Source organism: Duganella vulcania (assembly GCF_009857655.1).
Classification (GTDB): Bacteria; Pseudomonadota; Gammaproteobacteria; order Burkholderiales; family Burkholderiaceae_D; genus Rugamonas; species Rugamonas vulcania.
The window spans coordinates 85,799-108,657 of record NZ_WWCX01000012.1; the positions used below are offsets into that span (position 1 = coordinate 85,799).

The window sequence follows — 22,859 nt, forward strand, 5'->3', positions numbered from 1 at the left end:
AGAACATGAAAAAACTGACTCAGACCCTCGTCGCCATCGCGGCATTCACCAGCGTTGCCGCTGCCCACGCAGCTACCCAGACCGTTACCGTTAATTCCAACGTCATCGCCAACGCCAAAGTGAGCAATGGCGTACTGGACCTGACCAAATTCGACACCACGCTGGGCACCCTGCAATCGGTGAAGGTTGACCTGTTCAGCTCGTTCACGCCCACGCTGAAGGTGGAAAACCTGAGCACCAGCTCGGGCTCGACGATCGATGCGGTCGCCAGCGAAAAACTGGTGTTGAGCGCTGCGACCGGCACGCTGGTTGTATTGCAAGGTTCCGTGAGCAACACCTTCGTCGAAGCCGTCTTTGACGGCAACGCCAACTACGCCGGCCTGTCGGGCGCGACTTACGCCCCTGGCGCCAAGCTGTTCAGCAATTCGGCAGTGTTCTCGGACGCCGACACGCTGTCGCTGTTCTCTGGCGTTGGCGCCGTTCACGCCAACCTGGCTGGCACCGCCACCTCGTCCTTCAATGGCACGTCGGGCAACACCAAGTCGCTGAGCGTGACCGCTTTCAACGGCTACGCCAGTGTGACCTACACCTACGCGCAGCCAGTGCCTGAACCAGAAACCTACGCCATGCTGCTGGCCGGCCTGGGCCTGATGGGTGTGGTGGCACGCCGCCGCAAGTCGGTTTAAGCTGGATCTGGTGGTACACTGCAAACGGGAGCTTCGGCTCCCGTTTTTTGTTTTTGATTTCGAGATGCCATGACCCAGAATTTTTTCCAGACCTTCATCCTGCTGCTGCTGGTGACTGACCCGTTCGGCAACGTGCCGCTGTTCGCCAGCGTGCTCAACCCGGTGCCGGTGGCGCGCCGCTCGCGCATCGTCATCCGCGAGTGCGCGATCGCCTTCGTGCTGCTGCTGGTGTTCATGTTCTTCGGCCGCCACTTCCTCACCGCGCTGCAGTTGTCGGAAGTGTCGTTGCGCATCGGCGGCAGCGTGATCCTGCTGCTGATCTCGATCCGCATGATCTTCCCGCATCCGGACGGCGTGCTGGGCCGCACCGAAGGCGGCGAGCCCTTCATCGTGCCGCTGGCGATCCCCGCGCTGGCCGGACCGTCGGCGCTGGCCACGGTGCTGCTGTTCTCGCGCGAGAGCACTGGCGAGGTGCTGGTCCACGTGGCCGCGCTGGCGGCCGTGGGCGTGGTGTGGCTGGCGGTGTTCCTCAGCGCCGAGCGCCTGCAGAAAGTGCTGGGCCCTCAGGTGATGACCGCCTTCGAGCGCCTGATGGGCCTGATCCTGACCGCGATGTCGATCGAGATGCTGCTGGGCGGCATACGCGAGTTCGTCAAGACGCTTTAAGGCTTGGCGCTGCGCGCGCGCAGGTCGGCCGCCACCGTGTCCATCAGGCGCCAGGCGCGTTCGCGGTCGTTTTCGCCTTCGGCCGGCAGGACAGGCAGGTCGGGCCTGACGCCGGCCACCTCGTCGCTGCCATCGGCCCGCAGGCGCACGCAGTTGGGGACGCGGTAGCGCAGATGCGAGTGCGGCAGCACCACCGGCGGCGCGTCGGCCATGAAGCCGCAGCCGTCGCCGGCACTGGCACGGCCGACGATACGCGCGCCGGCCGCGTCCTGCATCAGCGCGGAAAACATCTCCGCCGACGATCCGGTGCCGCCGTCGGTCAGCACGTACACGGGCCCGTTCCAGGCGCCGCGCAGATCATCCACCTCGGCCGCCCAGTAAATGCTGGAGGCGATCTTCAGGTTGCCGAACGCCCTGGGCGGCAGGTAGCTGGCCTGGCCGCTGGCGTAGCCGGCGTCGATCAGGCGGCTGCACCCATTGGGCTTCCACGGCCGCTGCTCGCTCCACGCCCACGACAGGTCGCAGTCGCGCGCCGCGATGCCGGCCTTGCGCGCCTCGAACGCTGCGATCGATTGCTCCAGCATGGCCCGCGCCTCGGGCGTCGGGTCCTGTTCCTTCTGCGCCTGGCGCAGGCCGTCCAGCTGCTCGTCGAAATACATGGCCGCCAGCGGCGCGGCGCTCATCATCATGCGGGCCGAATGCACATCGCGAGCGGTGAACAGGCGCACCGCCCAGTCGCCGGTGTCGTTGCCGCCGGGGTTGCCGCCGACATCGACGATCACCGCCGCCACCTTCTGCTCGTGGAAGCGCCGCAGCTGCGCCGCCAGCGTGCGCAGCCAGGCCGCGTTGGCGGCCTGCTTGACCGGCTTGACATCGGCCTCGCTCATCGCCCCCTTGGCCTGCCGCTCCGACCACGCCTGCTCGCAGGCGGCAGGGGAGGCGTCCTGCTGGCGGAAGCGGGCGATGCGCACCACGCCGAACCGCGTGCCGTCCGGCGCCGCGACCACGCCGGAGCGGAAGGCGCGCGTCAGGCCGTCGGCCTCCAGCACGGTGCCCGGCAGGCTCTCGAACGGCAGCGAGAACGCCGCGCCGCGTACCGGCCCGTAACCCAGCGCGGCGCAGGCCTGCGTGGCGCTCAAGCGCGAGTAGTCCACCTTGGGCAGCGCCAGCGGTTGTGCGATCTTCGGCTGCAGCACCGAACCGGCCGAGGAGAAGTGGCCGTCATGGAAGCCGCTGACGAAGGCCGACAGCGCGGCCTTGGCCATGGATTCGTCCTCGGCGGTGTCCAGCAGGCGGCGGGTGCGCTGGTCGAGCGCCGGCAGGTCCACGCCGCCCTGAGGCGAGGCAAACCACGCCAGGTTGGCGTAGCGCTGTTCCAGCGCCGTCTTCAGCGCCGCGTAGTCGTCCAGCCAGTCCTTGCGCTCGAAGGCGCAAGCGGTGGTGGAGGCGGTCAATAACAGGGCTGCGGCCAGCAAAGTTTTCATCCGGCGAGTTGCTTGTAAAAAAGCCAATCGTAGCAGCTTTGAGCAATATTGCAAAAATCTCTTTACAGGCTCGTCAAAAGGCGCGTAGACTTTGCGACATCAAATGTAACCGGTTACATCCCGTTGAAACGTAGCCGGTTTTCTTTTTGATCACAATGTAACCGGTTACATTTCGTTAAAAGGGCATCAATGGCGATCACCATCAAGGATGTGGCACAAGAGGCGGGCGTTTCCGTCGCCTCCGTTTCGCGCGCGCTGAACGGCCATGCCAGCATCACCGACGACACCCGCAAGCACATCCTGGCGGTGGTCAAGCGCATGCGCTACATGCCGCACGTGGGCGCGCGCAGCCTGACCACCAGCTTTACCAACACCATCGGCGTGCTGCTGCCGGACCTGTACGGCGAATTCTTCTCGGAGATGATACGCGGCATAGACGGCGCCGCGCGCCGCCGCGGCCTGCACCTGATGGTCTCCAGCCTGCACGGCGACGCCGACGAAGCGGCACTCGCGATCCGCGCCATGCGCGGCCGGGTTGACGGCCTGCTGGTGATGTCGCCCCACGTCGACGCCGCCTTCCTGTCCGATAACCTGCCGGAAGATTTGCCCATCGTGCTGATGAACACCGCCGCCGGCGGCACCCAGTATCCGTCCATCTCGGTCGACAACTACAGCGGCGCGCACGCCATGGTGGCGCACCTGATCGAGGGCGGATATCGCCGCATCGCCTTCCTGGCCGGGCCATCGGGCAACTTCGAGGCGCAGGAGCGTTTGCGCGGCTACCGCGCCGCGCTGTCCGAGCTGGCGCCAGGCGCCGCCGAACTTGTCTACGAAGGCGACTTCTCCGAGCAGTCCGGCCAGGTGGTCGGCCAGGCGTTGCTGGAGATGGACGCGGGGCAGCGCCCCGACGCGCTGTTCGCCGCCAACGACATGATGGCCATCGGCGCGCTGCTGACGCTCAAGCAGGGCGGCCTGCGGCTGCCGCAAGACATGGCCCTGGCGGGCTTCGACGATATTCCGATTGCGCGGTATGTCAGCCCGGCGCTGACAACCGTTCGAGTTCCGATTGCCGATCTGGGTGTGCGGGCGCTGGAAAGCCTGGTTGCCAAGATCGGCCAGCCGGGCAGCGTGCCCGCAAGCGCGCAGACGCTGGGCGCAGAGCTGGTGGCCCGTGCGTCGACAGGGGAGAGCACACCCACATAAACCGCAGTTCCGCTTCATGCCTAGATTCACACAACAAAAATCAGGAGACAAACATGAAAACAAGCACACGACATCTACCCGCTTTACGCCTGTCCGTCATGGCGGCCTCGCTGGCCGCCGCCTTGCTGGCAGCACCCTACGCCGGCGCACAACTGAGCAGCGCCACCATTCAGGGCCAGGTCACGGCCGCCAACGCGGCGCCGTCGGCCGGCGCGGCGGTCAGCGCCACCAACCAGCTCAATGGCTACGTCTACCGCACCGTCACGCGCGCCGACGGCAGCTATGTGCTGAGCGGGGTCGCTCCCGGCACCTACGAGATCAGGGTCGGCGAACAGAAGGCGGAGCTGGTCACCGTCAGCGTCGGCCAGACCAGCCAGGTCAACCTGGCCTTGCAGGGCGGCGTGCAGCAGGTGGTGATCACCGGTTCGGCCACGCGGCGCGATGTCGCCGGTTCCGAGATCGGCACCGCGGTCTCGCGCGAGCAGATCGAGAAGCTGCCGCAGGTGACGCGCAATTTCCTGTCCTTTGCCGACCTCGCGCCGGGTGTGCGCTTCAACGTCGACAACAGCGGCAACGTCAAGGTGCAGAGCGGCGCGCAGAACCAGGACAACGTCAACGTCTTCATCGATGGCGTCAGCCAGAAGAACAACATCCTGCGCGGCGGCGTCTCCGGCCTCGATTCCAGCCGTGGCAATCCGTTCCCGCAATCGGCGGTGGCCGAGTACAAGGTCATCTCGCAGAACTACAAGGCGGAGTATGACCAGGTGTCCAGCGCGGCGATCACCGCCGTCACCAAGTCCGGCGGCAACCAGTTCCACGGCGACGTGTTCTGGGACCACACCGGCACCAACTTGACCGCGCTCGATCCGTTCCAGAAGGCCGCCGAGCGGCAGGGCATATCGCGCCCGGCATCGTCGCAGGACCAGTATGGCGTGACGCTGGGCGGGCCGATCAAGCAGGACGTGGCGCACTTCTTCTTCGCGTATGAAGGCAAGAAGATCGACAGTCCGCGCCAGGTGGTGGCGCAGCGCACCGACCTGCTGCCCAACGCCGGCGTGGTGCCTGGACTGCTGGCGCAACAGGGTTCGTCGGTGTCGTCGTTCAAGGAGAACCTGTTCCTGTTGAAGGTGGACGCGCAGATCGACCGCGACCAGCGCGTCGAGGCCACCGCCCGCATCCGGCGCGAGACCGACCTGATACCGGAAGACGCCAAATTGAGCGTGGCCGAGAATGTCCTCAACCGCAGCAACGACGAGGACCGCTTCGATTTCAAGCATGAGTGGAGCAATGACCGCTGGCTCAACGAGGCGCGCCTGGGCTACGAAAAATACAGCTGGAATCCGCATTCGAACGCCAACAAGCCGTACATCCGCTACCAGGTCTCGCCCAGCAATACCGACAACAACGTGGTCGACGTGATCATCGTGGGCGGCTCGCCCAACAACCAGTTCCGCGAGCAAAGCGGCACGCTGCTGCAGGACGACCTGACCTACAACGGCCTGGCCGGCCATACGATGAAGGGCGGCGTCAAGGTCAAGCACATCAGCTACGACCTGTCCGGCACGGCCCGCGCGGTGGACCAGATCTATGAACGCATCGACACCGTGACCGGCCTGGCCAGCATCATCCGCACCGACAAGGCCATCGCCCCCAGCGGCGTGGACTTCGCCAACAACCAGTATGGCCTTTACTTCCAGGACGACTGGCAGGCCACCAGCAAGCTGCTGCTCAATCTCGGCCTGCGCTACGACTACGAAGACAATATGCTCAACAACAGCTATGTCACGCCGGCCGACCGCGTCGCCATCTTCGACAAGCAGGACCCGCGCGACGGCGCGCCGGCAGGCCAGACCTATGCGCAGTCGCTGGCCAAGGGCGGCGTCAATATCCGCGACTACATCAGCACCGGCAGCAACCGCAAGCCGTTCAAGGGCGCGTGGGCGCCGCGACTGGGCCTGTCCTACGACATCAAGGGCGACCGCGCCTCGGTGCTGTTCGCCGGCTGGGGCAGGGCGTACGACCGTACCATCGCCAACCACGCGCTGGACGAATCGCAGAAGAACGCGCAGCCCGGTGGCGAGATATGGATGATCAAGAGCGACCACAAGATGGCCTACACCGACCAGTTCAGCTTTGGCTTGCGGCAGGCGCTGGGCATGTGGAACGGCGAGGCGGGCTACACCAACTCGCGCAGCCATAATCAGTTCAACTGGTTTGGCGGCAATCGCGATCCGCAGGGCGGCTGGGGCACGCAAAGCCCGATCGATCCGCTGTGGGGTTCTGTGCCAGGATTCAGCACCTTGATCCTGGGCGACTTCATCACCGAGGCGAAAACCGATTCGGCCTACCTGAAGATGGACAAGCCATACACCAAGGCCTCCACCTGGAGCCTGGGGGCGACCTATACCTACAGCCGTGGCGAGACCACCAACAAGGAATGGACCAACGATATCTTCAACTGGACCTATGGCCGCAGTACCGCGGGCTGGCATCCATCGACCGACGTCGAGCGCCACCGGCTGGTGGTGGCCGGCGTGAGCGACGGCGTGCTGCCGTTCGGGTTGATGTTGTCCGGGAAGCTGACGCTGGGTTCCGGCCTCCCTTACCGCATCACGGATTGTTCGACCGGCTTCGATCACTGCGTATCGGCCAAGGGCAATGGCAGCGCGTTCCACCAGGTCGATGTCGGCCTGTCGAAGGAAGTCGGTTTCCGCTACGGCAAAGTGTCGCTGCGTGCTGACGTGCTCAATCTGTTCAACAGCGTCAATTACGGTGGTTACGATGGTTGGGGCGGTGGTCCCGGCAATCCGCAGAACCGCCTCGGCGGCGACAACAAGAACCTGGGCACGCCGAACTCGGTCGGTGGTCCGATGCGGACCTTGAAGTTCAGCGCCCGCTACGCCTTCTGATTCAGGCCGTAGTTCCGTTGTGTGGTGCCGCTCCCTGTGCGATGGGAGCGGCGGTTTCCTGACGCGCCATGTGCGCTCGCCATTGGAAGAAAACGATCCATGTCATTGCCCCTTGCTTTACGACGTACGCCGCAGGTCCTGGCCGGCCTGGCCCTGGTGGTTTCCGCACTGTGCTCCGGTACCGCCGCCGCCCGCGACAACCAGCTGCCGCCGCTGTTCGACCAACTGGAGCAGCGCACCTTCAACTTCTTCTGGGACACCGCCAACCCCGCCAACGGCCTGGTGCCGGACCGTTATCCGACGCCGTCGTTCTCCAGCGTCGCGGCGGTGGGCTTCGGCCTGACCGCCTATCCGATCGGCGTCGAACGCGGCTACATCACGCGCCAGCAGGCGCGCGACCGTGTGCTGGCCACCTTGCGCTTCTTCCGCAATGCGCCGCAAGGCCCGGCTAAAGGCACGAGCACCAGCGGCTACAAGGGCTTCTTCTACCACTTCCTCGACATGAAGACGGGGCTGCGCTACAACGACAACGTCGAACTGTCCACCGTGGACACGGCGCTGTTCCTGGCCGGCGCCTTGTTCTCCCAATCCTACTTCGACGGCGACGACGCCGCCGAGCAGGAAATCCGCAAGCTGGCGGCGGAAATCTACGAGCGTGTGGACTGGACCTGGGCGCAGGCGCGCAAGCCGTCCATCGCATTGGGCTGGCATCCCGAGTCGGGCTTCATCGGCTACGACTGGAAGGGCTACAACGAAGCGATGCTGATCTACGTGCTGGCACTGGGATCGCCATCGCATCCGGTGCAGCCGGAGGCGTGGAAGGCATGGACCAGCAACTACGCCAAAAGCCTGGAGGGCAAGGGCGACAAGGAACACCTGGGCTTCCCGTCCATGTTCATCCACCAGTACAGCCATGTATGGATCGACTTCCGCAACATCCGCGACGACTACATGCGCGAGCGCGGCTACGACTATTTCGAAAACAGCCGCCGCGCCACCTATGCGCAGCGCGACTACGCGATCAGCAATCCGCTGCGCTGCAAAGGCTATGGCGCCAATGTCTGGGGCATCACCGCCAGCGATGGTCCGGTCGACAAGACGCTGGACTACGAGGGCCAGAAGCTGCCGTTCCGCACCTACGCCGCACGCGGCATCGGCGGCCTGAAAACCTACGACGACTGCACGCTGGCGCCAACCGCCGCCGCCGCGTCGCTGCCGTTCGCGCCGGAGATCGTCATCCCCGCCGTGCTGGAAATGAAGCAGCGCTATGGAGACTTCATCTACGACCGCTATGGCTTCCTGGACGCGTTCAATCCAAGCTTCGACTACAAGGTGCCGCTGCAGCAGGGCCGCGTGGTGGCCGGCAAAGGCTGGGTGGACAACGACTACCTCGGCATCGACCAGGGACCGATCATCGCCATGACCGAGAACTACCGCAGCGATCTGGTTTGGCGCGTCATGCGCGGCAACCCCGCCATCCGTCGCGGGCTTGAACGCGCAGGCTTCACCGGTGGTTGGCTGTCGAAATGAAGATGCGTTTTTCTCCGGTCCTGCTGGCGCTGGCCATCGCCGCGCTGCTGTCCTCCTGCGCGCCGCGCCGGGAGGAGGGCGTGGTCCTGAAGTTCTGGGCCATGGGCCGCGAGGGCGAGGTGGTCACCGCCCTGATGCCGGAGTTCGAGCGCACCCATCCCGGTGTGCGCGTCGAAGTGCAGCAACTGCCGTGGACCGCCGCGCATGAAAAGCTGCTGACGGCTTTCGCCGGCGACGTCATGCCGGACATTTTCCAGCTCGGGAATACATGGGTGCCCGAGTTCAAGGCCATCGGCGCCTTGCGCGCGCTGGACGGCGAAGTGGCGACATCGCAGCTGGTCACGCCGGCCGACTACTTCCCCGGCATCTGGGACACCAACATCGTCGACGGCAAGCTTTGGGGCGTACCCTGGTATGTCGACACCCGCGTGATGTTCTACCGCCGCGACATGCTGGCCCGCGCCGGCTACGCCAAGCCGCCGCAGAACTGGGCGGACTGGATGAAGGCGATGACCGCGATCAAGCGCATCGTCGGGCCGGACAACTATGCCATCCTGCTGCCCAGCGACGAATTCGAACCGCTGCTGGCACTGGCCCTGCAGCAGGACGAGCCGCTGCTGCGCGATGGCGGCCGGTATGGCAATTTCCGCACGCCGGGATTCCGCCGCAGCCTGCAGCTGTATGCGGACATGTACGCGCAGAAGCTGGCGCCGTTGAACCGCATCACCAATGTGTACCACGAATTCGGCATGGGCTATGTGTCGTTCTACATTTCCGGTCCGTGGAATATGGGCGAGTTCAAACGCCGCCTGCCCGCGGAGCAGCAGGACAGCTGGATGACAGCCATCCTGCCAGGTCCGTCGGGGCCGGCGGCGTCGGTGGCGGGCGGCTCCAGCCTGGTGCTGGCCGCGTCGTCGAAACACCAGCGCGCGGGCTGGCAGCTGATCGAATACCTGTCGCGCACCGACACCATGGCGCGCTTCCATGAGCTGACCGGAGACCTGCCGCCACGCCGCAGCAACTGGTCGCATCCGCGCCTCGCCGGCGACAAGTACGCCCAAGCCTTCGGCGAGCAGCTGGAGCGCGTCAAGCCGGCGCCCAAGGTGCCGGAGTGGGAACAGATCGCGACCGAGATGCGCCTGGTGACCGAGCGCGTGACGCACGGCGAACTGACGGTCGAACAGGCCACCGTCGAACTGGATGCGAAGGCCGACCATATCCTCGAAAAGCGCCGCTGGATGCTGGCGCGGAAGGAGGGTAAATGAACTCGCAGCGCGCCGCCTGGTGTTTCGCCGGCCCGGCGCTGCTGGTCATCGGCGTTTTCTTCTTCCTGCCGGTGCTGGCGGCGTTGGTCATGAGCTTGACCGACTTCGATATCTACGCGCTGGCCGATTTGCGCAACCTGCGCTTCGTCGGCTTGCGCAATTACGTCGAGCTGCTGCAAACGCCGTTGTTCTGGCAGGCCTTGGGCAATACCTTGTACTTCGTCGTGGTGGGCGTGCCGCTGTCGATCGCCGCCTCGCTGGGCGCCGCGCTGTTGCTGCATTCGCGGCTGACGCGCTTCAAGGGCTTGTTCCGCACCGCCTTCTTTGCGCCGGTGGTCACATCGCTGGTGGCGGTGGCGGTGATCTGGCGCTACCTGCTGCATACGCGCTACGGCATGATCAACCATGGCCTGGAACTGCTTGGCATCTCGCCGGTGGACTGGCTCAACGATCCGCATTGGGCGATGCCGGCGATTATCGTGTTCGCGCTGTGGAAGAACTTCGGCTACAACATGATCATCTTCCTGGCCGGGCTGCAAAGCATACCGGACGATCTGTACGAGGCGGCGGGACTGGATGGCGCGGGCGTGTGGCAGCAGTTCCGCTACATCACCTGGCCGATGCTGGGGCCAACGCTGCTGATGGTCAGCATCCTGAGCATGTCCGGCTACTTCCAGCTGTTCGCCGAGCCGTATGTGATGACGCAGGGCGGGCCGGTGCAAAGCACGGTCAGCGTCTTGTACTTCATGTATGAGCAGGGCTTCAAGTGGTGGAACCTGGGCGCGGCGTCGGCCGTGGCCTTCATCCTGTTCGCGATCATGTTCTGCGTCACGCTGCTGCAGCTGCGCGTCGCCAAGGGAGTGGATGCATGAGCGCCCTGCAAAATAAACCACGTGCGCTGCTGCTCAATATCCTGATGCTGGGCGCGGGCGCGCTGACGCTGTTCCCGCTGTGGTGGATGGTGTCGACATCGTTGATGGCGCCGGGCGAATCGAGCAGTTTCCCGTTGCCGCTGCTGCCGCGCTCCGCCACCTTGCATAACTATCGTGAACTGTTCAGCCACGCGGGCATAGGCCAGTACCTGCTCAACAGCGTGTTGCTGTCGTGCGCGGCGACGCTGCTGTCATTGCTGTTCAATGTCAGCGCCGGCTATGCATTCGCCAAGCTGCGCTTCCAGGGGCGGGACCGCATCTTCAAGGCCATGCTCGGTGCGCTGGTGATACCGAGCCAGGTGGCGATGCTGCCGCTGTTCCTGCTGCTGAAGTATATGGGGCTGGTGAACAGCTACGGCGCCGTGCTGGTACCTGCGATGGCCGGTATCTTCGGCATCTTCCTGGTGCGGCAGTATGCCTTGACGATACCGGACGCCTTGCTGGAGGCGGCGCGCATGGACGGCGCCAGCGAGTTCCAGATCTTCCGCATCATCGTGCTGCCGTTGCTGACGCCCATCCTGGTCACGCTGGGGATCTTCACCTTCCTCGGCACGTGGAACGATTTCATGTGGCCGTTGATCGTCTTGACCGACAAGGACTTGTACACGCTGCCGGTGGCGCTGGCGTCGCTGTCGCGTGAGCATGTGCAGGACAATGAACTGATGATGGCCGGCTCGGTGCTCACCATCCTGCCGGTGCTGCTGTTGTTCCTTGGCCTGCAGCGGTACTACATACAGGGCTTGCTGGTGGGGAGCGTCAAGGGATGATGCGCCTCTTCACATTATTGGCCGCGTTCTGCATCACGGTGGCGGCGCACGCCGGTGTGCTCGACGACTTTTCGAATATCGCCTTGTGGCAGGCGCAGGCTTCGGACGGCGTGCAGTCCAGGGCCAGCGCCGCCGACGGCGGCCTGCGGCTGGATTTCGACTTCGCGGGCCGTGGCGGCTATGCCTTCGCGCGCCGCAGCCTGCCCCTCGATCTGCCGGAGAACTACGAGATATCGTTCTACATCCGCGCCGATGCGCCGGTCAATCACTTCGAGTTCAAGCTGACCGACGCCAGCGGCGACAACGTCTGGTGGTTCCAGCAGCAGAACTACGCTTTTCCAAAACAGTGGCAACTGGTGCGCGTCAAGAAGCGCCAGATCCTGTTCGCCTGGGGGCCGGCCAAGGACCACACGTTGACGCATGCCGACCGCATCGAATTCGTGGTCAGCGCGGGCAGCGGCGGCGGTAGCGGTTCGGTCTACATCCGCCAGTTGGCGATACGCGAGCTGCCACCCGCGCCCAAGGCGTGGCCGCAAGCGACGGCGCAGGCTTCGTCGGCGGCCGCGCGGGGCGGGGCGGTGCTGGCATTGGACGGCAATCCGTCGACAGCCTGGATCAGCGCAGCGGGCAAACGGCAGCAGCTGGTGGTCGACCTTGGCGCCGAGCGTGAATTCGGCGGGCTGGTGCTGCACTGGCAGGGCCGCCGTTATGCGCGCCGCTACGATATTGAACTGTCCACCGATGGCGCTAGTTGGCGCACGGTGCGCCGCGTCATCGACGGCAACGGCGGCGACGATCCGCTGCGGTTGCCCGAGTCGGAAGCACGTTACATTCGCCTTGCCCTTCACGACGGCCCGGCAGCCAATTATGCACTGGCTGAAGTGGAGCTGAAAGACTTGGCCTACGGCGCCACGCCCAACGATTTCATTTCCGCAGTGGCGCGAGGTGCGCAACGCGGCCTGTATCCGCGCGGCTTCTCTGGCCAGCAGCCTTACTGGACGCTGGTGGGCGTGGATGGCGGAGGCGATCATAGCGCACTGATTTCGGAGGATGGCGCCATCGAGGCGCGCCAGGGCGGCTTCTCGGTCGAGCCTTTCGTCGAGGATGGCGGAAAGCTGGTGAGCTGGGCCGACGTCAAAGTCACACAGAGCCTGCGCGACGGCTATCTTCCCGTGCCCACGGTGCGGTGGCTGCATCCCTCATGGATGCTGGACGTGACCGCAGCGGCGGCAGGCACGCCGGCATCGTCGCAACTGCTGGCTCGCTACGCACTGAAAAATCTCACCGGCACAAGCAGGAAATTGAAACTGGTGCTGGCCGTGCGGCCCTTCCAGGTGAACGCGCCGCGCCAGTTCCTCAACACGCCGGGCGGCTTCAGCGCGATCAGCGACCTGGCATGGGACGGCAAGGCGCTGGCCATCAACGGTGACGCCAGGGTCTATCCGCTGGAGCGTCCCGCCAGCGTGGCGCTGGCGTCGTTCGATGCCGGCCTGCTGCCGGGCGGCGATGGCGCTGCGACGCTGCGCGCGCCCTCCGCCATCGCGCGAACCGCGCACGACGATACCGGCATGGCCTCGGCCGCGCTGACCTATGAGATCACGTTACCGCCGCACGGCAGCGTGGTGCTGGGAGCCGTCCTGCCGATGGCCGGCGGCGCCAAAGTCCACGCACCGGAAGGCGCGCGCGCCGCCTGGCTGACGCGGGAGCAGGAAAAAGTGGTGAAGGAATGGCGCGCCAGGCTGAATCAGGTCACGCTCCGCATGCCGCCGGCCGGCCAGCACATGGCCGACACGCTGCGTTCATCGCTGGCCCACATCCTGATGACCCGCGAAGGCGCGGCGCTGCAGCCGGGCACACGCTCCTACCGCCGCTCATGGATACGCGACGGCGCCATGATGTCCGAAGCGCTGCTGCGGCTTGGCCAGCCGGAAATCGCCGCCGACTACCTGCGCTGGTACGCGCCCTACCAGTTCGACAGCGGCAAAGTGCCATGCTGCGTGGACCGCCGGGGCGCCGATCCCGTACCGGAAAACGACAGCCACGGCCAACTGATCTTCCTCGCCGCCGAACTGTATCGCTACACGCAGGACAAGGCCGCGCTGGCCGCAGCCTGGCCGCGCATGGATGCCGCCGCGCGCTACATGGAATCCCTGCGCCAGTCCGAACGCACGGACGCCAACCGGACGGCGGAACGCCGCTCGCTCTTCGGCCTGATGCCGGCATCGATCAGCCACGAAGGCTATTCCGAAAAGCCGATGCACTCCTACTGGGACGATTTCTGGGCCCTGCGCGGCTACAAGGACGCGGCCGACATGGCGGCGATATTGGGCGACGGCGCCGCCGCACGACGGCTCGCGACCCAGCGTGACGAGTTCCGCCACGACCTGTACGCGTCGCTGGCCGCCAGCACCGCCGCGCACAAAGTGGACTACATGCCCGGCGCGGCTGAACTGGGCGACTTCGATCCCACCTCTTCCACCATCGCGTTGACGCCAGGCGGCGAACAGCAGCAACTGCCGCCGGCGCTGCTGCGGGCAACCTACGAAAAATACTGGGAGTTCTTCCGCGCCCGCCGCGACGGCGGCAAAGCATGGGAAGACTACACTCCCTACGAACTGCGCAACGTCAGCGCCTTCATCCTCCTGGGCTGGCGCGAGCGCGCCGCCCAGCTGCTGGACTACTTCTACGCCGATCAACGCCCGGCCGCGTGGAACCAGTGGGCCGAAGTGGTCGGCCGCGACGCGCGCCAGCCGCGCTTCCTCGGCGATATGCCGCACGGGTGGATCTCTTCCGACTACATCCGCGCCGCACTCGATTCCTTCGCCTACGAACGCGAATCCGACCACGCGCTGCTGCTGGGCGAGGGCATTCCCAACGCCTGGCTGCAAGGCGACGGCATCGGCCTGCACGGCTTGCGCACGCCATATGGCCCGCTCAGCTACACGCTGGCGGCGCAAGGCGGGCGGCTCACGCTGCGAATAGAAGCGCTGCAGCGCATACCCCCCGGCGGCGTGATTTACAACTGGCCGTGGGCCGGCACACCGGTCGCCGTGCGCCTGAACGGGCAGCCAGCGGCCATGCAGGGAAAACAGATCACGATCACCAGTCTTCCAGCGGTTTTGCAGATCGATGCCGCACCGTTTTAACTTCCGCCTCAAAGGGATTTTTACATGAACAAAGCCATTCAATTTCCAGCCAACTTCCTGTGGGGCAGCGCCACGTCAGCCTATCAGATCGAAGGATCGCCGCTGGCCGATGGCGCGGGAGCCAGTATCTGGCAGCGTTTCTGCGCGGTGCCCGGCAACGTGCGCGACGGCGACCACGGTGATATCGCCTGCGACCACTACAACCGCTACAAGGAGGACGTGGCGCTGATGGTCAAGCTGGGATTGAAAGCCTACCGCTTCAGCGTATCGTGGAGCCGCATCCTGCCTCAAGGTCGTGGCGCGGTGAACCAGGCCGGCCTGGATTTCTACAGCCGCCTGATCGACGAGCTGCTGGCCAACGGCATCGAGCCGATGGTGACGCTGTACCACTGGGATCTGCCGGCGGCGCTGGATGACCGCGGCGGCTGGCTCAATCCCGATATCGCCGACTGGTTCACCGACTACGCACGTGTGCTGTTCCGCGCCTTCGATGGCCGCGTCAAATCCTGGGCCACGCTGAACGAACCGTGGGTGGTGACGGACGGCGGCTACCTGCATGGCACGCTCGCTCCCGGCCATCGCAACCTGCACGAGGCGGCGCTGGCCAGCCATAACCTGATGCGCGCCCACGGCAGCGCCGTCAAGGCCTATCGTGAAGAGGGCAAGTACCAGATCGGCATCGTCGTCAACATCGAACCCAAATACCCAGCCAGCCAGTCGCAAGCCGATCTCGATGCGACCCGCCGCGCCGACGCCTACATGAATCGCCAATACCTGGACCCGATCTTCCTCGGCGCTTATCCGCCGGAGATGAAGGAGATCTTCGGTGCGGCCTGGCCCGATTGGCCCGCCGCCGATTTCGACCTGATCGGCCAGAAGCTGGACTTCGTCGGCATCAACTACTACACCCGCAGCGTGGTGCGCCACGAACCGGCGCATTGGCCGCTGCGTGTTGCGCCGGTTCGCCAGACGCAGGCCACCTATACGGAAACCGGCTGGGAAGTCTTCCCGCAAGGCCTGACCGATACACTGGTCAACTTCAAGCAGCGCTACGGCGACACCCCGTTGTATGTAATGGAGAACGGCTCCGCCTTCTACGACCCGCCGCAGGCCGAGGATGGGCGGGTGCACGATCCGCTGCGCGTAAGCTGCCTGCGCAAGAACATGGGCGCATTGCACGCGGCGCTGGAGCTGGGCGTGGACCTGCGCGGCTACATGGTGTGGTCGCTGCTGGACAACCTCGAATGGTCGCTGGGTTTTTCCAAGCGCTTCGGCATCATCCACGTCAACTTCGAAACCCAGCAGCGCACCCTGAAGGACAGCGCGCTGCTGTATGCCGACATCGTCGCCAGCAATGGCGCCTGCCTGAACCAACCGGTATAACGCCATGCCTACTCCTGAATTGTCGCGTCACGCTCAACTGCTCTCCAACGGCAGCTTTACTACATTGATCACCGGCGCCGGCACCGGCTTCAGTCGCGTTGGCGACACCACGCTGTCGCGCTGGAGCGGCGACCGCATCGAGGATGCGGAGGGCTATTTCTTCTATCTGCGTGACGTTGCGGGCGGCCAGCTTTGGTCGCTGGCCACGCAGCCCGGCGCTGCCGACGGTACCGACGCTGCCGGCGTGCGGCGTTGGGCGGGCGGCGATGCGGGCAGCTGCTGGATCGGCGTGGTTGCCCATGGCATCGAGGCGCGCCTGGGAATCGCCGTCGACCCTCGGCACGACGTGGAGCTGCGCAGCGTCTTGCTGAATAATTTGTCGGACATCGAGCGCACGATCGAAGTGACCAGCTACCTGGAGGTCGTGCTAAATCGCCAGTCCGATGAGGCTTCGCACCCGGCATTCTCCAAACTGTTTGTGCAGACGGAGTTCGACGCCGCAACCGGCGCCCTGCTGGCGCGGCGCCGTCCTCGCGGCGAAGGGGAGGCCGGCCTGTGGATGGCGCACGCCGCAGCCGGTGGCGCCGCGGCCGGATACGAGACGGACCGCACCCGCTTTATCGGCCGGGGGCGGGATCTGCGCGCGCCGGCGGGACTGGACGGCGAGTTGTCCGACACCGTCGGCAACGTGCTTGATCCGGCCTTCAGTCTGCGCCGCCGCGTTGTGCTCCGGCCGGGTGAACAGGTACGGCTGGTCTTCATGCTGGGCGCGGCGCCGGGCCGCGACCAGGCATTGGCGCTGACATCGGCGATGGACGCCGGTGGCCAGCCATTGTTCGATGCCGCGCGCGCTGCAGGCAGCGCGTTGCAGCAGCGGATCGGGCTCACGGATACGCAGGCCGAGTATTGCCAGCGCCTGGTGGCCGCCATGTTGTACGGTCAGTCGGCTGTGCGCGTGCCGGCATCGACGGCGGCCATCGCCAGTGCGGTGGTCAGCGGGACCGCGGAGGCGACCGGCATGCGAAGCTCCGATTTGCCCGCCGGTCCGATGATACTGCTGCGCAGCGTGGGCCGCGTCGACGCGAGCGTCGATCTGATGCTGCGCGCGCGCCGCTACTGGGCCGCGTTGGGCGTGCCGCTGAACGTGCTGCTGGTGGCCGATGGCCGTGTGCCGCAGCAGGATGGCGTCTATCAACGCAGGCCGGACCAGATCCCGCCGGCCGAGATGGCGCACATCGAACTGAACGCCTTGCTGATCGTACGAGGAGGCTTGCCTGCGCTGGGCGACGTCGACGGGGCGGCCCATGCGCCGCCCCGGATGCCGGCGGCGCTGGCCGATGGACCCTCCGCGCTGCCGGGCAGGCCGCTGCTGCGTTTCTTCAACGGCAATGGCGGCTTCTCCGAGGCTGGGGATGAATATGTGATTCGTATGAATTGGGATGCGGAGCGTGGCCTGCACCGGCCACCGCTGGCGTGGACCAACGCCATCTCCAACGAAGGCTTCGGCTTCCTGGTCAGCGAGAGCGGCGCAGGCTATACATGGAGCCGCAACAGCCGCGTGCACCGTCTGACCCCTTGGTACAACGACCCGATCCGCGATCCGCACGGCGAAGCACTCTACCTGCGTGACGAGGACAGCGGAGTATTCTGGTCGCCGCTTCCCGGCCCGGTTCCCGCCGGCGCCGGGTACGAGGCCGCGCATGGATTCGGATATTCGCGCTTCCGTCACGCCAGCCACGAGCTTGAGCAGGAAACCGTCATGTTCGTGCCGCGCCATGATCCGGTGAAGATCGTGCGGGTGTGCGTGACCAATCGCGGCGTCGCAGTGCGCCGGCTATCGTTGTTCTCCTACCAGCGCCTGGTGTTGGGCGGCACGCCGGCCGACAGCAGCCGCTTCGTCGTCACCGAGCATGACGCCAGCGGCGTGCTGCTGGCACATAATCCGCTGGCCGGCCAGTTCGCTGATGGCGTGACCTTCGCCGCCGCCCTGGCCGGCGACGGCGCCGCCGTCTGTCACAGCGCCGACCGCGCCGCCTTCATCGGCCGTCATGGCAGCCCGGCGAATCCGGCGGCGCTGGCTGCGCCCCGGCTGGACGGTGCCACCGGCGCCGGCCTTGATCCTTGCGCTGCACTCCAGACGGTGCATGAACTGGCCCCAGGCGCCAGGCTGGAATGTGTGTTCCTGCTGGGCGAAACGGTGGAACGCAAGGCCGCGCTGGACCTGGTGCGGCGCTACCGCGAACCGGGCGCGGTGCAAAAAGCGTTCGATGAGATCACGGCGTTTTGGCGCCATACCGTCGGCGCCGTGCAGGTGAAAACGCCGGCTCCCGCCGTGGACCTGATGCAGAACGGCTGGCTGGCCTATCAAAACCTGAGCTGCCGCATCTGGGGCCGCTCGGCGTTCTACCAATCCGGTGGAGCGCTGGGCTACCGCGACCAGCTACAGGATTCCAGCGCGATGATCTACGCCCGCCCGGACCTGACGCGCCAGCAGATCCGTATTCACGCCGCGCACCAGTTTGTGGAGGGCGATGTGCTGCACTGGTGGCACACGGCACCGATGGAGCAGGGCCTGCGCACGCGCTTCTCGGACGATCTGTTATGGCTGCCGTACATAACGGCCTTTTACATCAATACCACCGGCGATTGGAGCGTGCTCGATGAAGTGGAGCCGTTCCTGACCGCGCGGCTGCTGGAGGATGGCGAGGACGAGGTGTACCTGAAGCCGGAACTGTCCGACATCAGCGGCGACGTCTACGAGCATTGCTGCCGTGCGTTGGACCGCTCGCTGACGCAAGGCGCGCATGGCCTGCCGCTGATGGGCACGGGCGACTGGAACGATGGCATGAACCGCGTCGGCCGGGAAGGGCGCGGCGAAAGCGTGTGGATGGGCTTTTTCCTGTCCCGCATCATCAAGGACTTCCTGCCGATCTGCGAGAAGCGCGGCGACAGCACGCGCGCGAAGATCTACCGTGCTTATCACGCTCATCTGGACCACGCGCTGAACGCCGACGGCTGGGATGGCGAATGGTACCGCCGCGCGTTCTACGATAACGGCGCGGTGATCGGCTCCAGGGACAGCGACGAGTGCCAGATCGATGCGCTGGCCCAGGCCTGGGCCATCATCTCGGAAGTGGCACCGCCGCAGCGCGCCAAGCAGGCGCTCGATGCGATGGAGCAGCGCCTGGTGTCCGAACAGGACAAGCTGATACGCCTGCTGACGCCAGCCTTCGTCAATACGCCGAACGACCCCGGTTACATCAAGGGTTACGTGGCGGGCGTGCGCGAGAACGGCGGCCAATACACGCACGCGGCCTGCTGGGCCGTGCGGGCGATGGCCGAGGCGGGACGCCGCGACCGCGCCGCGAGGCTGCTGGAGATGCTCAGCCCCGTCAGCCACGCGCTGGATCCCGCAACGGTGGCCGTGTACCAGGTCGAGCCCTACGTGATCGCCGCCGACATCTACGGCGAAGCGCCGCACGTCGGGCGCGGCGGCTGGACGTGGTACACCGGTTCTTCAGGATGGATGTATCGCGTGGGACTGGAATCGGTGCTTGGCTTCCGCATCGAAGACGGCGACACCATCGTGATGGCGCCCCGCATTCCGGACGAGTGGCCGGAGTTCACCATCCGCCATCAACTGCCGGATGCGGGCGGCAGCTACGAGATCGTCGTGCGCAATCCGCAGCGCCGCGCCGGCTCGGTGCTGCACGCCGCGCTGGATGGCGTGTCGCTGCCGGTGCACGGCGGTGTCGCGCGCATACCGATGCTGCGCGACGGCGCGGCGCATCGCGTCGAACTGGTGCTGGGCTAACAGAGGTTGACAGGGGAACGGAATGGCGGGACTGGAAATACAAGGCATCAAAAAAGGGTTTGGCCAGCAGCAGATACTGCGCGGTATAGACCTGAGCATAGCCGACGGCGAGTTCGTGGTGTTCGTCGGCCCATCCGGCTGCGGCAAGTCGACGTTGTTGCGCACCATCTGCGGACTGGAAGACAGCGACGAGGGCGCGGTGCTGATCGGCGGTAAGGACATGACCAAGGTGGCGCCGGCGGCGCGCGGCATCGCGATGGTGTTCCAGAGTTATGCGCTGTATCCGCACATGACGGTGTACGACAACATGGCTTTCGCGCTCAAGCTGGCGGGCCTGCCGCAAGATGACATTCGCGCCAAGGTGGAGCAGGCCGCGGCTATCCTGCGCATCGAACCGCTATTGCAGCGCAAGCCGAAGGAGCTCTCCGGCGGGCAGCGGCAGCGGGTGGCGATAGGCCGCGCCATCGTCCGCCAGCCGCAGGTGTTCCTGTTCGACGAGCCCTTGTCCAACCTGGACGCGGCGTTGCGGGTGCAGATGCGCATCGAGTTGAAGAACCTGCACCGCACGCTGCGCAGCACGATGATCTATGTGACGCACGACCAGGTGGAAGCGATGACGCTGGCCGACCGCATCGTGGTGCTGCGCGGCGGTGTGGTGGAGCAGGTGGGGGCGCCGCTGGATTTGTACCAGCATCCCGCCAACCTGTTCGTGGCCGGCTTCCTTGGCTCTCCAGCGATGAACTTCATCAGCGGCACAGTGGAGCAGGTGGCGCCGCAGGCGATGGCCGTGCGCCTGGCCGGCGGCGCGCTGGCGCAGGTCGCGCCGCGTGCCGGCCTGGCCGTGGGCGATAGCGTCACGCTGGGTGTGCGCGCGGAGCACATGGCGCTGGAGAGTGCCGGCGGCGAGGGCATCGCCGTCACGGTGCTGGCGGCCGAGCTATTGGGCGACACCAGTTACGTCTACCTGACGCCGGACGGCGGCGCGACGCAGTTCATCGCCCGTATCGATCCGGAGGTGCGCTGGCAGAACGGGCAGGTGGCCGCAGTGCGGGTGGACCCTGCGCGCTGGCATGTGTTCGACCGGGACGGCCTGGCGATCTAGCCTGGCAAGGCGGCGGGGAGCGGATATCGCTTGACCGCCGTTTTTTATCGGCCTATAGTTAGATGACTGTCTAATTAGATGCCTGTCTCACTATGAATGCTTCCAACAACGCCTTCAAGGCCATCGCCGACCCGGCGCGGCGCGAGATACTGCGCCTGCTGCGTCCTGGCGAGATGACGGCCGGCGACCTGGCGGCGCATTTCGACATGAGCAAGCCCACCATGTCGCATCACTTCGCGGTGCTGGCCGACGCCGACCTGATCACCCGCCGGCGGGAAGGGCAGACCATCTGGTACGGCTTGAACACCACGGTGCTGCAGGACGTGCTGTCGTGGATGATGGACCTGGCCGGTCCCGAAACGAAAGCGAGGAAAAAATGAGAACACGTTATCTGCTGTTTTGTTTTGCGCTGATCGCCGCCGCCTGCGCGGCCACCGCGTACTTTTGGCCGCAGCTGCCCGAAAGCGTGCCGATACACTGGGATGCATCCGGCAATGTCAACGGCTATGGTCCCCGCGCGGTCCTGTGGCTGCTGGGGCCCGGCATGATGGCGATGGTGGCCTTGCTGGGCGCCGCAATGCCAGGCATATCGCCGCGCCGCTTCGAAATCGACGGCTTCGAGTCGACCTACTACTACGTGAGCGGCGTCGTTCTGTGCCTGCTGGCCTACGTCTATGCACTGACGCTGGCCGCCACGCTGCACGCCCAGGTGCCGATGGGACGGGCCATCCCGGCCGGCATCTTCATGCTGCTTGTCCTCGCCGGCAATCCGCTGGGCAAGGTGCGCCGCAACTTCTTCATGGGCATCCGCACGCCGTGGACGCTGGCCAGCGAGCGCGTTTGGTACGCCACACACAGGCTGGCGGCACGCTTGATGGTGGCCAGCGGGGCGCTTGGCCTGTTCGCTGTTTGGCTCGGCGCGCCGACATGGGCCTTGCTGGCGTTGATGCTGGCATGGGCGCCGCTGGCGGTGGCCTACTCGCTGCTGCTTTATAAACGTCTTCCTCACCAGATCGGAGAATAGATATGCGCTTCAAGCTTTTGCTGTCGTTGTTGATATTGTCGGTGTCTGCCCAAGTCCATGCCGTCCAGCGGCCGGTATCGCTCGATGTCGGCGGCGGAACCCTGTATGGAACGGAGCTGCTGCCGGATGGCGGCGGCAAGGTGCCGGTGGTGCTGCTGCACGCCGGCTCCGGCCCCACGGACCGCGATGGCAACAACAAAATGCTGCCGGGCCCCAACGACTCGCTGCGCATGGTGGCCGAGGAGCTGGCCAAGCGCGGCATCGCGTCGGTACGCTACGACAAGCGCGGCATCGGTGCCAGCGCGCTGCCGGTGTGGAAGGAGCAGGACCTGCGCCTGGACGATTACATCGGCGACGCCACCGCATGGCTGCGCAAGCTGCGCGCCGATCCGCGCTTCTCGCGCGTGGTGATGGCCGGGCATAGCGAAGGCGCGCAGATCGCCGCCGAGGCGTGCAAGCAAGCGGCCATCGATGCCTGTGTGCTGATCGCCGGCGCCGGCCACCCGCTGGACGAGATCCTGCGTGAGCAGTTGAAGTCCAAGCTGCCGCCGACCTTGAACGATCAAAACGAACGCATACTGGCCGCGCTCAAGCAGGGCAAGCCGGTTGATGATGTGCCGCAGGGCTTGATGATGCTGTACCACCCGTCGGTGCAGCCTTACCTGATCTCGTCGCTGAAGCACGATCCGCGCGCGGCGATTGCGGCGCTGGCGATGCCGGTGCTGATCCTGCAAGGCACGTCGGATATCCAGGTGCAGGCGTCGGAAGCGCAGGCGCTGGCGGCGGCCGCGCCGCGCGCCAGGCTGGTGATGGTCGAAGGGATGAACCACGTGCTGAAGATTGTCGGCAGCGACGAGGCCTTGCAGATGAAGTCCTACAGCAGCCCCGATCTGCCGGTGGCGCCCCAGTTGATCGACGCCTTGACCGGTTTCGTCAAGGCGCCGTAAG

General features: G+C 65.6%; 16 protein-coding genes. 15 read left to right on the plus strand and 1 reads right to left on the minus strand.

Annotation, left to right across the window (positions count from 1 at the left end; all coding sequences use genetic code 11):
- The first annotated feature begins 5 nt into the window (after positions 1 to 5).
- Positions 6 to 686: a choice-of-anchor E domain-containing protein gene (locus tag GTP90_RS36875; protein WP_161083468.1), complete on the plus strand. Its 681-nt coding sequence runs from the start codon at positions 6 to 8 to the stop codon at positions 684 to 686.
- 69 nt (positions 687 to 755) lie between these two features.
- Positions 756 to 1,352, plus strand: coding sequence for a MarC family protein (locus tag GTP90_RS10525; protein ID WP_117013366.1), 597 nt, complete (start codon positions 756 to 758; stop codon positions 1,350 to 1,352).
- On the opposite strand, the gene GTP90_RS10530 is transcribed toward GTP90_RS10525, so the two are convergent.
- Positions 1,349 to 2,836, minus strand: a complete 1,488-nt coding sequence (locus GTP90_RS10530) for a S41 family peptidase (protein ID WP_161083469.1) — start codon at positions 2,834 to 2,836, stop codon at positions 1,349 to 1,351. The two genes, GTP90_RS10525 and GTP90_RS10530, sit on opposite strands and share 4 nt — an antisense overlap.
- A gap of 189 nt (positions 2,837 to 3,025) precedes the next feature.
- On the opposite strand from GTP90_RS10530, the gene GTP90_RS10535 reads away from it, so the two are divergent.
- The 13 genes from GTP90_RS10535 to GTP90_RS10595 all read left to right on the plus strand — a co-directional run bounded on the left by GTP90_RS10535 (position 3,026) and on the right by GTP90_RS10595 (position 22,858).
- Positions 3,026 to 4,039 (plus strand): LacI family DNA-binding transcriptional regulator, encoded by a 1,014-nt coding sequence (locus GTP90_RS10535; protein WP_161083470.1) that lies wholly within the window; start codon positions 3,026 to 3,028, stop codon positions 4,037 to 4,039.
- A 53-nt stretch (positions 4,040 to 4,092) separates the two neighbouring features.
- On the plus strand, positions 4,093 to 6,948 hold the full coding sequence (locus GTP90_RS10540; RefSeq protein ID WP_161083471.1) for a TonB-dependent receptor: 2,856 nt from the start codon (positions 4,093 to 4,095) through the stop codon (positions 6,946 to 6,948).
- Positions 6,949 to 7,047: 99 nt separating this feature from the next.
- The gene (locus tag GTP90_RS10545; protein ID WP_161083472.1) at positions 7,048 to 8,478 is read left to right on the plus strand and encodes a glucoamylase family protein; all 1,431 of its coding nucleotides are present in this window, start codon (positions 7,048 to 7,050) and stop codon (positions 8,476 to 8,478) included.
- 2 nt (positions 8,479 to 8,480) lie between these two features.
- Positions 8,481 to 9,743 carry a sugar ABC transporter substrate-binding protein gene (locus GTP90_RS10550; RefSeq protein WP_161083473.1) on the plus strand — a complete coding sequence of 421 codons (1,263 nt, stop codon included), beginning with the start codon at positions 8,481 to 8,483 and terminating at the stop codon, positions 9,741 to 9,743.
- Complete coding sequence (locus GTP90_RS10555) at positions 9,740 to 10,615, plus strand: carbohydrate ABC transporter permease (RefSeq protein WP_161083474.1); 876 nt, start codon at positions 9,740 to 9,742, stop codon at positions 10,613 to 10,615. Before GTP90_RS10550 ends, GTP90_RS10555 begins: the two co-directional genes overlap by 4 nt.
- Positions 10,612 to 11,442 carry a carbohydrate ABC transporter permease gene (locus tag GTP90_RS10560; protein WP_217431958.1) on the plus strand — a complete coding sequence of 277 codons (831 nt, stop codon included), beginning with the start codon at positions 10,612 to 10,614 and terminating at the stop codon, positions 11,440 to 11,442. Before GTP90_RS10555 ends, GTP90_RS10560 begins: the two co-directional genes overlap by 4 nt.
- Positions 11,439 to 14,588, plus strand: coding sequence for a discoidin domain-containing protein (locus GTP90_RS10565; protein ID WP_161083475.1), 3,150 nt, complete (start codon positions 11,439 to 11,441; stop codon positions 14,586 to 14,588). The genes GTP90_RS10560 and GTP90_RS10565 overlap by 4 nt, the downstream gene beginning before the upstream one ends.
- 24 nt (positions 14,589 to 14,612) lie before the next feature.
- On the plus strand, positions 14,613 to 15,971 hold the full coding sequence (locus GTP90_RS10570) for a GH1 family beta-glucosidase (protein WP_161083476.1): 1,359 nt from the start codon (positions 14,613 to 14,615) through the stop codon (positions 15,969 to 15,971).
- Between the two features lie 4 nt (positions 15,972 to 15,975).
- Complete coding sequence (locus tag GTP90_RS10575; RefSeq protein WP_161083477.1) at positions 15,976 to 19,785, plus strand: GH36-type glycosyl hydrolase domain-containing protein; 3,810 nt, start codon at positions 15,976 to 15,978, stop codon at positions 19,783 to 19,785.
- 22 nt (positions 19,786 to 19,807) lie between these two features.
- Positions 19,808 to 20,887 carry an ABC transporter ATP-binding protein gene (locus GTP90_RS10580; protein WP_161083478.1) on the plus strand — a complete coding sequence of 360 codons (1,080 nt, stop codon included), beginning with the start codon at positions 19,808 to 19,810 and terminating at the stop codon, positions 20,885 to 20,887.
- Between the two features lie 92 nt (positions 20,888 to 20,979).
- A complete protein-coding gene (locus tag GTP90_RS10585) occupies positions 20,980 to 21,267 on the plus strand; it encodes an autorepressor SdpR family transcription factor (RefSeq protein WP_161083479.1) in 288 nt (95 codons plus the stop codon).
- A complete protein-coding gene (locus GTP90_RS10590; RefSeq protein ID WP_161083480.1) occupies positions 21,264 to 21,911 on the plus strand; it encodes an SdpI family protein in 648 nt (215 codons plus the stop codon). The genes GTP90_RS10585 and GTP90_RS10590 overlap by 4 nt, the downstream gene beginning before the upstream one ends.
- A 2-nt stretch (positions 21,912 to 21,913) precedes the next feature.
- The gene (locus GTP90_RS10595) at positions 21,914 to 22,858 is read left to right on the plus strand and encodes an alpha/beta hydrolase (protein ID WP_161083481.1); all 945 of its coding nucleotides are present in this window, start codon (positions 21,914 to 21,916) and stop codon (positions 22,856 to 22,858) included.
- Position 22,859: the final 1 nt, after the last annotated feature.

What these genes read in the sequence shown, in the direction of transcription:
- GTP90_RS36875 (WP_161083468.1), top strand. Translation starts at nt 6, where the DNA reads ATGAAAAAACTGACTCAGACCCTCGTCGCCATCGCGGCATTCACCAGC.
- GTP90_RS10525 (WP_117013366.1), top strand. Translation starts at nt 756, where the DNA reads ATGACCCAGAATTTTTTCCAGACCTTCATCCTGCTGCTGCTGGTGACT.
- GTP90_RS10530 (WP_161083469.1), bottom strand. Translation starts at nt 2,836, where the DNA reads ATGAAAACTTTGCTGGCCGCAGCCCTGTTATTGACCGCCTCCACCACC.
- GTP90_RS10535 (WP_161083470.1), top strand. Translation starts at nt 3,026, where the DNA reads ATGGCGATCACCATCAAGGATGTGGCACAAGAGGCGGGCGTTTCCGTC.
- GTP90_RS10540 (WP_161083471.1), top strand. Translation starts at nt 4,093, where the DNA reads ATGAAAACAAGCACACGACATCTACCCGCTTTACGCCTGTCCGTCATG.
- GTP90_RS10545 (WP_161083472.1), top strand. Translation starts at nt 7,048, where the DNA reads ATGTCATTGCCCCTTGCTTTACGACGTACGCCGCAGGTCCTGGCCGGC.
- GTP90_RS10550 (WP_161083473.1), top strand. Translation starts at nt 8,481, where the DNA reads ATGCGTTTTTCTCCGGTCCTGCTGGCGCTGGCCATCGCCGCGCTGCTG.
- GTP90_RS10555 (WP_161083474.1), top strand. Translation starts at nt 9,740, where the DNA reads ATGAACTCGCAGCGCGCCGCCTGGTGTTTCGCCGGCCCGGCGCTGCTG.
- GTP90_RS10560 (WP_217431958.1), top strand. Translation starts at nt 10,612, where the DNA reads ATGAGCGCCCTGCAAAATAAACCACGTGCGCTGCTGCTCAATATCCTG.
- GTP90_RS10565 (WP_161083475.1), top strand. Translation starts at nt 11,439, where the DNA reads ATGATGCGCCTCTTCACATTATTGGCCGCGTTCTGCATCACGGTGGCG.
- GTP90_RS10570 (WP_161083476.1), top strand. Translation starts at nt 14,613, where the DNA reads ATGAACAAAGCCATTCAATTTCCAGCCAACTTCCTGTGGGGCAGCGCC.
- GTP90_RS10575 (WP_161083477.1), top strand. Translation starts at nt 15,976, where the DNA reads ATGCCTACTCCTGAATTGTCGCGTCACGCTCAACTGCTCTCCAACGGC.
- GTP90_RS10580 (WP_161083478.1), top strand. Translation starts at nt 19,808, where the DNA reads ATGGCGGGACTGGAAATACAAGGCATCAAAAAAGGGTTTGGCCAGCAG.
- GTP90_RS10585 (WP_161083479.1), top strand. Translation starts at nt 20,980, where the DNA reads ATGAATGCTTCCAACAACGCCTTCAAGGCCATCGCCGACCCGGCGCGG.
- GTP90_RS10590 (WP_161083480.1), top strand. Translation starts at nt 21,264, where the DNA reads ATGAGAACACGTTATCTGCTGTTTTGTTTTGCGCTGATCGCCGCCGCC.
- GTP90_RS10595 (WP_161083481.1), top strand. Translation starts at nt 21,914, where the DNA reads ATGCGCTTCAAGCTTTTGCTGTCGTTGTTGATATTGTCGGTGTCTGCC.